Raw genomic sequence first — 8,336 nt, forward strand, 5'->3', positions numbered from 1 at the left:
CAAAAGCCAAGCCAGTGACCTCTGTTGTCCCTGCCCGCCCGATTGATCCTCATCGTCGCGCCAAATCAGCAGCCGCTGAGACCATCGTTGAGTCCGTTCTGCATGTGGTCAGCCGCTATGAAATCAAGCATGGCCTTCGCAAACGTAAACGTAGATTGGCGGATCAAGCGACCTATGAGATCATGGTTGAAGCCATTGTTTGCGACTTGTTGCATCGCCACCTTGAAATCCCAGGAGGCAAGGTTCATCTTAGCCAAAGCAATCAGATATTGAGAAAAAAATCGCGCTACAAGGGCCAGGCTATGGGCAAGACCCTGCCTGACATCCTGAAGATCATGGCAGCTCCTGAAGTGGGTGTTATCGAGATCATCCCCGGTTCAAAGTCCTTCAAAGGGAACGATTATAACCCTTTTCTTGCAGGCGCTGGGCGGCAGACCATCCTCACTGCGGGGCCAAACCTCCTTGGCTTGCAAGACCACTTCAAGGTGGAATTTTCTGGCATTGGGCGCGCACCAGATGAAGAGGTAATCTTGTTGCGTGATACAAAGCAGCGGGATGACAGGTCAGGAGCCTTGGTTGAGTATGATGACACCAAAGAAACTCATCTCATCAGACGGGAAATGCAGGACATAAACGCTTGGATTGAAACGGCTCCACTGTCTTGCACTGACCCCGAGATCAACACCACCGACCGCCGTCTAAGACGCATATTTAACAACAAGGGCTTCGGCCAAGGTGGACGGCTCTACGGTGGGTTTTGGCAGGGGATGAAGCATGATGCGCGGTTGGAAACTCTCTTAATCAACGGTGACAGCACTGTCGAACTTGATTACGGACAGGCCGGTTTGTTGCTGCTCTATGGCTTGGTCGGGGCAACTCCTCCCTCAGGCGACCTCTACGACCTAACAGAGTATGGCTTTGCTGCGAGGTGTCGACCCGGTATCAAGAAGGTCATTCAAGCGTCGATCAATGCCAGCAAGCCTTTGATCCGTATGCCGAAACTTGTGCGCAAGTCGATCCCCGCCAGTAAGTCCCTAAGCTCTACCCTTGCGGCAATTGGGCAGCGCCACCCCGCTATCGTTCATCTTTTTGGCACAGGTGTTGGTTTGAAGCTGATGCGCAAGGAATCCGATATACTGATGGCTGTCCTGTTGAAGCTCAAATCCAGGGGTATCTTTGCCCTGCCCATTCATGATGCGATCTTGGTTGAGCCTAGGTATGAGCAAGAGGCAACCGAGGTGATGAAGGCTGTGTTTAAGGAGCGGATTGGGCTAATCCCTGAGGTGTCGGTTGAGAGTTCCTGATGTAGGTGGATATCAATTGTAGTAAATGAATATTGTAGCTGTATATGAGATAGATATAGAGATATTATTGTTATTATTCATATGATTAAACTAATAACAGATAGTAGGTTCATTGGGACCTGAGGGAACCCCCATTAGATTAACTATTAGGTCTCCCCCTCCTCATATATGGGACCCGTAAGAGATCCCCCCGATCAAAGTTACCAATCCGAGCGAACGGCCCGTATATCGTGAGGCGTTTCAAGACCTTTATGCTAGCGCAGCAATCGTCACTAAGGGCGGAATGCAGACATTTGCTGCGCTTTCCATTAAGGTCTGCTCTGTGGGAAATTTTGCGTTCACTAATCCTCTAAAACCTCGAGAAACAATGTTTCTCAGGAGTGATTGACACAATTATTTTTTGGATCTCGAACATTAGCATACAAGGCTCATATCGTGAGTATTGAGGGTGCCTCAAATATTCTGTTTGCCTTTTTGGGAGGTTGAAAACCTCCTTTGTCATCGTTTTTGTTGTGCCCTCCAACGGAATGTCTGGATTGAAGTGGCGTTTATGATAATAGGGACATTAGGATCAGATCAAAAAAACACCCTGCGCAAAAATTTTTGTGGGAGGAACTATCTATCATTTCGAGGAAGGCCGATGCCTAGTGGAGATTGCAAATTTACTGATCTGGAAATTCGTGACCAGTTGAAGCGAATTTTGGCGTCGGATAATTTTGACGCTTCCAAACGCAATAAATCGCTTCTTTTCTATCTTGTTGACGAAACTCTTGAAGGCCGGGATGAACGGATCAAGGCCTATAGCATCGCGACTTTAGTATTTGGTCGGGGGGCAGATTTTGATCCCAAAACTGACTCCGTTGTGAGAGTAGAGGCACGTAGGTTGAGGCGGTCTTTGGAGCACTATTATTTGCGTTCTGGATCAAGCGACCAAGTTAGAATTACAATTCCAAAAGGTGCCTATCGGCTGAGGTTTGAACAAGTGGATCTCGAGCAAAATATGGCTCAATCCGATAGACCAAATGCATTGGGTGGGGCCGAATTAATATTGGGGCGCGTTCCGTTCGTTTTTGTAGCGCCATTTACAATTGAGGGAGAACCTTCCGCGTTCATTAATTTCCCTCTAAGCTTTACCCGCCAACTTATTGTAGGACTTACACGGTTCAACAACTTATCCGTTTTTGGTATAGAAACTAGCCTGAGCAATGCAACTGAAGCCGCCCGAACAGAGCAATCAAACAACATCGTGCATGATTTCTTGCTGTCTGGGGTCATAACTATTTCAAAACACAGGCTGGAAGTTGAAGTCCAGTTGCAGGATTCACGCTCTGGACAATACCTATGGGCCGAAAGTTACGCCCGCGAAATGACTCCCGATGAAATTGGACGAGTGCGAGACGAAATCGCTAATCGGGTCGTGCGGGAGTTGGCACAGATATACGGGGTAATTTATACAAAAGCACATGAATTGGACGGAAATGCACCCGAGCATCTGACGTCCTATGAGTGTGTGGGAAAGTTTTATCGGTATTGGCAAACCTATGATAGCGACATGCTTGAGCCGGTTCGCCAATGCCTAGAATCCGCTATAGTTCAAGATCCAAAATATGCAGAAGCCTATGCATGCTTGTCGCAAGTCTACACCAACGCATATCGATTTGGTCAGGTTATCAGCGGGTGTACCGGTGCCCCTTTGACGCGTGCAATGGAGCTGGCGCAAACCGCCCTTGAAATTGCACCACAGTCTAGTCGTGGCTACCATGCAATGGGTCTAGCATATTGGTTCAGTGGGGATCTTGAAAGCTGCCTAGAAGCTCTTGAAGCAGGGCACAAGCTCAACCCAAATGATACCGAAATAATGGCAAGCCTTGGGCATCACTGCGGGCTCATGGCTAGATGGGATCGAGCAATTCCTTTGTTGGAAAAGAGCTATATCCACAACCCAGCACAACCAAGCTCATATCGGATAACGCTGTCGGTATTTCATTACGTTCACGGCCGCTATCAGCAAGCCCTGACGGAAGCTAAAAAAGTCAACGCACCAAACGTCGTGTACGGTTTCCTAATGATTGCAATTTCTGCTGCAAAACTGAACAGGCCAGATGAGGCGATGGCGGCAGTTGCCCGTATTATTGAAATCGATCCACATTATGCGGATAACATCTCCCAGGACCTCGAAAAACGGAATTTTGACGCTGGCTTAAGCCAAGCTGTCATAAGCGGGTTCTCGGATGTACTCGTAGATTTTGAGTGAAAGAAGCTAGGCATCTTAGCCTATGGACTATCAGGAATTAGAAATTCTCCCAATCCAGAATACCCTTGGGGTTCGTAACTGTTCGTAACCCCAAGAAGCTGGTTTTAGTCTCACTGGAAAACATCTCTTGATATAGATCAAATCTCAGCTTCGCTATTTCAGGGTATTTGTTTCAATAGTTTTCAAATTAGGCCCTCCCTGTTTGTAGTTCTGTCGGCGCTGCCAGCGAATTTATAGCAATCAATTAGAGAACCTGAAGGCCGAGCCTAATTCATTCAATACAGAAGAGGATTAATTCAATGACTGCTCAAGAGAGAAAAGCCAACACCGTCCCCCTGAATTGGAAAGAGGTGTGGTACACAAATTGCCCCATGGTTTCGGCCAACAATGTCGATCAGGAGCTTGGTTGGTGCCGTGAAGAGTTTAAGAAAATCGGCGTCGAATACGATTACTTCCGTCATGCGGAAGGAAACAATTGGTATCCGCACTACATCCACAATCTGGATAACTTGATCCGCTTTGGGGGCCTGTACCCTCCAATCCACGTCAATGCCGACCTGCGCAAGACCGTTTTGCTCGGGGCTACATGGGTGAACGAAGGTGGTTGTATGGCCGTGCGGTCCAACGACAACCTCTTTCGTATGCAGGACCTTAAGGGCAAGAAAATCGGCCTTACCAAGAGCCTGAATACCATCAAAAACGACTGGTGGCGCATTCAAGAGCACATGGGCATCGAAAATATGCTGATGCTCAACGGTATGACCATGGACGACGTCGAAATCGTTGAATTTCCGTACCCAGATGATTGGTACGACGACCCCAAAATGTTGACCCCGATCAACAATCCTTCGGAAACATGGCTGAAGCGCGATCACAAACATGACTTCGCCTTCCGTCCTCTAGAAAAAGCACTGCTCGATGGCACCGTCGACGCCATTTATACTCAGAGTAAAGTTTTCCAGCATCTCCAAGAGGCTACAGGGAAGCTTGCCATGATCGAAGATTTGACCCGCTATCCCGATTGGAGGATGCAAGTTGCCAACACCCCCGCCGTAATTACCTGCACGGATGTGATGGCCAAAGAGCACCCAGAGTTGGTTATTGCTTACATGAAAGCCATGATTAAAGTCGGTTTGTGGTCCAACGATAACAAACATGCTGCGGGCGCAATTCTCAATCGTCAGACCTTCTATCGGGATGCAGAGGACACTTATCAGGGCATCAAGGATGTTGATATGGTTCCAAGCCTGAACGCGCAAAACATGCAGACTATCAAAATTGGCAAGGATTTCATGTTCAAGAATGGCTACATTAAAAACGATTTTGATGTGGATGAATGGGCAGCGCCACAATTCTTGGAGCAAGCGGCGGCGGAAGTCATGAAGGAAGAGTGGGAGCGTCGCAGCTGGAGCAAGCTTCCTCAGGGTGCTGGGCTTGACGCCAACAGCGTACGACTAGGGTAATTTACACCACAAAAATTGAGCAAAACCGGACCATCCGAGAGGGTGGTCCGGGTGGCGCCCAGATTATTGGAAAAGTGAGAAATACGTATGATCTATATTTCAAAGCTCGGATCTCTGTTTGCAGTTTTGGCGGTGTCATCTCTGGGACTAACCAGTGTGGCAAATGGACAGGAAGGCCCCAAAATCGGAGACCTCCCACAAGCCTTGATTTGCGATAAGGCTGGCATCACGGTCGTTGGTTATTTGGCCAAGGTCGATGCGGAGGGGACCGCTTTCTATATGACCCCCAACGACATCTTTGTGACGGTTTCCAGCAGCGGCCGTGTCGACAACAGGTCCGACGGCTCTTGTAGTGATAAAACATTGGCCGAATTGCGCGCAAATGGCCAGACGCGGGAGTTTGCCAAATAGGTTAGACTTCGTGCCGCTTTTAAGTCTATTTAAAGGAGAAACCGTATGGTGGAAGTTCAAGATGTTCCCAAAGGAAAACAAACGGTTCTGGAGCTGTATGTAACAGCAAAAGAGGCCTACGAAATGTGGAAAGCCGCGCCTAGGAACGTCGCCGTTTTGGATGTGCGTACCCCCGAAGAATACGGCTTTGTGGGGCACGCCGAGATGGCTCGAAACATCCCCATCGTTTTTGTGACTTACAAATGGGATGCGGAAAAAAACGGACCCGTCTTGAAGCCAAACGCAGCCTTTCTCGACATGGCGCGCAGTCACTACAAACCGGACGACACAATTTTGGTAACATGCCGCTCAGGCGGGCGGGGTGCCGCAGCGGTTAATGCGCTTGCGCAGGTTGGATTCAAAAATGCCTACAACATCATCGACGGTATAGAAGGCGACATGGAGAAAAACCTCTCAAGCGCGAACTGCGGGCAACGCACAGTAAACGGATGGAAAAATTCAGGGGCTCCGTGGACGTATTCTTTGGACCCAGAGCTTATGTGGATTGAAAAATAATGCGCACATCAAGGGGGTTAAATTTGACTCGTTCATCAAGAATGAAAGCTCTCAAACTCACGGCTGTGATGATGTCCGTGTACTTTTGCATGATGGTCACTGGAGCAATCGCGGGGGTGGAAAACACACCAACGGCGCCGACCATTTATTTCCCCATGGCGCATATTTTCACCTTCCTCATTCTGATGCTTGGGCCTTCAAAAATCATAGGCCCGTTTGTGAAGTTGACTGCGGGTGCAAAACCCCAACTTGAGAGACGGATCGCCCTAACAGCGACACTCTTCTCTGGGATTGCGCTTTTGATCGCAGGGCTGCTGGGCGAGTTGATTCTGAGAAAACACGGCGTTCCGCTTCCCGTACTCGCCCTTGCTGGGGGTATCATTTTGTTTCTCGTTGCTATTCAGGACACTATTCGGCAATTTTCCTTTGAAGATATGTCATCCGAACACCACTCCGCCCGAGAGCCCAATATCAAGCTCGCGCTCGCACCACTCGCTTTCCCAATTATCGTCACCCCATACGGTATCGCCGCGCTGATCGTGTTTCTGTCGTTCGCAGCCGATATTCAGAGCCAACTCACCATAGGAGGCATGGTTGTCGTTATCTTGTTGTTGAATTTTGTAGCAATGTTGTTTGCACGAAAGCTGATGACGTCCCTAGGTGTAGCCTTGGCAATCGTTGGGTCGGTTTTAAGTGTCGTTCAAGTGGCTCTTGGACTTCAGATTATCGGAAACTCGTTCTTGGCTCTGAATGTGTTTTGATCCAAGGAAGCAACGTGTCTCGTCCGCCAAAATAACACGCAAGAAAGACTCCTCATGACAGAACTCGATGCCATCAACCCGGCAGAAATTCCATTGACGACACGGCTCGCATTAGAGCGAACTCGCATTGCATATGAACGCACCATGATGGCGTGGGTTCGAACTGCGGCGTCATTCATCACATTCGGGTTCTCGGTCTACAAATTCTTTGATATTGAAACGGCAGGGCAAGATATTGGACCGAGTTTAATAGGTCATCGTGAATTTGCCGCCCTTCTCATTGGCATGGGCCTTCTGACCTTGCTCGTTGGCAAAATCGAACATGGCAGAGATTTGCGCGCTTTGGGAAAATACTACACCGACATGCCAGTGTCTGGCACACGAGTTATCGCTCTTTTGGTCGCTCTGGCAGGAGCGATTTCGTTTGTGGCGGTTCTGCTGGGGGCCTGATTCTCAGTCGCGTGAATTTGGGGCAAATGATCAGTACGTTAGCTTGAGAATTGCGCCGCTGGCAGAAGATAAGCACAGCAATTCTACCACTCAATAGTGCTAGGCGAGTATACATTATAACTAGAGATGGCGCTTTTTAATACGGATACCAAAACTAAATTTCAATTGTGCTGAAGGGAAACAAAATGAAGAACTATTTGAAACAATTCGTCGGCCTTGTTGCCTTGATGGCGTCATCATCGACGGCTATGGCGCAAGAGTCAGATTGGAACTACGGGGCAACAATTTATCTTTTCACTCCTGATACTACAGCCTCAATAGGGGATGTGGAGGGAAATCTGGACTTCAGCGACGCGCTTGAGAATCTCGATATGGCCTTTATGGGAGCTTTTGAGGCTAACAATGGCACTTGGGGATTGCTCGCAGATTATATGCTGACGGATCTGACGTTCAACCGGTCTACACCCGGTCCGGACTTTTCAGGGTTGAGCACGTCTCTAAAGACCCAAATTTTAAATGGGTATGTAACATACCGTGCCTATCAAACCCCTACGGTTAACTTTGACGTTGCGGCTGGATTCCGATGGTTTGGCACAAAATCTAAGATGACGTTGTCACCCGGAACGGCCCCAGGCGGTTCTTCCAGTGTGAGTAGTAATTGGACTGATCCAGTGATTGGTGTCCGAATGAATTTTCAAATGTCGGATAAATGGAACGGGACTGCGTTTGCCGACTATGGTGGCTTTAGTTCGGAGAGCACGACATGGCAGGTTCTTCTAACCGCTAATTACCAGTTCAATGAAAACTGGGTAGGCAGACTCGGCTATCGAAAAATCTCGGTGGACCACAAGATCGACGGAAGCGATTTCAAATATGAACAATCCGGACCGTTGCTCGGAGTAACTTATAAATTCTGATACCTCATGGGGTCTTCGTAATCAGAGGTATAATATTATGCCCTCCGCTAAGTAGTGGATGGCAACGGACCTTAGCTGCAATGACCACCAATGGCGGTTTTGGGCCGTTCGCGTCATTCTCAATTCGCTGACAGAACAATTTCTTCACCCCAAAGCTACTGAGCCAGGGCAATCTATGTCAATCCGCTCACCCAAAAAAGTGAGGAACCTCGGGCATCTAT

At 48.5% G+C, this 8,336-nt stretch carries 8 protein-coding genes; all 8 read left to right on the plus strand.

Annotated features, from left to right (window positions below):
• Positions 1 to 1,304: hypothetical protein (locus AB9F27_RS21490; RefSeq protein ID WP_369758157.1), on the plus strand; the 1,304-nt coding region annotated here is incomplete at its 5' end.
• Positions 1,305 to 1,944: 640 nt separating this feature from the next.
• The gene (locus tag AB9F27_RS21495) at positions 1,945 to 3,558 is read left to right on the plus strand and encodes a hypothetical protein (protein WP_335586643.1); all 1,614 of its coding nucleotides are present in this window, start codon (positions 1,945 to 1,947) and stop codon (positions 3,556 to 3,558) included.
• A gap of 299 nt (positions 3,559 to 3,857) precedes the next feature.
• A complete protein-coding gene (locus AB9F27_RS21500) occupies positions 3,858 to 5,021 on the plus strand; it encodes a hypothetical protein (protein ID WP_335586642.1) in 1,164 nt (387 codons plus the stop codon).
• 87 nt (positions 5,022 to 5,108) lie between these two features.
• Entirely contained in the window at positions 5,109 to 5,432 is a 324-nt protein-coding gene (locus AB9F27_RS21505; RefSeq protein ID WP_335586641.1) for a hypothetical protein, read from the plus strand.
• Positions 5,433 to 5,477: 45 nt separating this feature from the next.
• Positions 5,478 to 5,987, plus strand: coding sequence for a rhodanese-like domain-containing protein (locus AB9F27_RS21510; RefSeq protein ID WP_335586640.1), 510 nt, complete (start codon positions 5,478 to 5,480; stop codon positions 5,985 to 5,987).
• Positions 5,988 to 6,010: 23 nt separating this feature from the next.
• The gene (locus AB9F27_RS21515; protein ID WP_335586639.1) at positions 6,011 to 6,748 is read left to right on the plus strand and encodes a MarC family protein; all 738 of its coding nucleotides are present in this window, start codon (positions 6,011 to 6,013) and stop codon (positions 6,746 to 6,748) included.
• Positions 6,749 to 6,802: 54 nt separating this feature from the next.
• A complete protein-coding gene (locus tag AB9F27_RS21520; RefSeq protein WP_335586638.1) occupies positions 6,803 to 7,198 on the plus strand; it encodes a DUF202 domain-containing protein in 396 nt (131 codons plus the stop codon).
• A 185-nt stretch (positions 7,199 to 7,383) separates the two neighbouring features.
• Positions 7,384 to 8,115, plus strand: coding sequence for a porin family protein (locus tag AB9F27_RS21525; protein ID WP_335586637.1), 732 nt, complete (start codon positions 7,384 to 7,386; stop codon positions 8,113 to 8,115).
• The last annotated feature ends 221 nt before the right edge of the window (positions 8,116 to 8,336 follow it).

The organism is Falsihalocynthiibacter sp. CO-5D18, assembly GCF_041205445.1.
Taxonomy (GTDB): domain Bacteria; phylum Pseudomonadota; class Alphaproteobacteria; order Rhodobacterales; family Rhodobacteraceae; genus Falsihalocynthiibacter; species Falsihalocynthiibacter arcticus.

Bases quoted from the DNA above. Each gene is read 5' to 3' on its own strand.
- AB9F27_RS21520 (WP_335586638.1), top strand. From the start codon at position 6,803: ATGACAGAACTCGATGCCATCAACCCGGCAGAAATTCCATTGACGACA.
- AB9F27_RS21495 (WP_335586643.1), top strand. From the start codon at position 1,945: ATGCCTAGTGGAGATTGCAAATTTACTGATCTGGAAATTCGTGACCAG.
- AB9F27_RS21505 (WP_335586641.1), top strand. From the start codon at position 5,109: ATGATCTATATTTCAAAGCTCGGATCTCTGTTTGCAGTTTTGGCGGTG.
- AB9F27_RS21525 (WP_335586637.1), top strand. From the start codon at position 7,384: ATGAAGAACTATTTGAAACAATTCGTCGGCCTTGTTGCCTTGATGGCG.
- AB9F27_RS21500 (WP_335586642.1), top strand. From the start codon at position 3,858: ATGACTGCTCAAGAGAGAAAAGCCAACACCGTCCCCCTGAATTGGAAA.
- AB9F27_RS21510 (WP_335586640.1), top strand. From the start codon at position 5,478: ATGGTGGAAGTTCAAGATGTTCCCAAAGGAAAACAAACGGTTCTGGAG.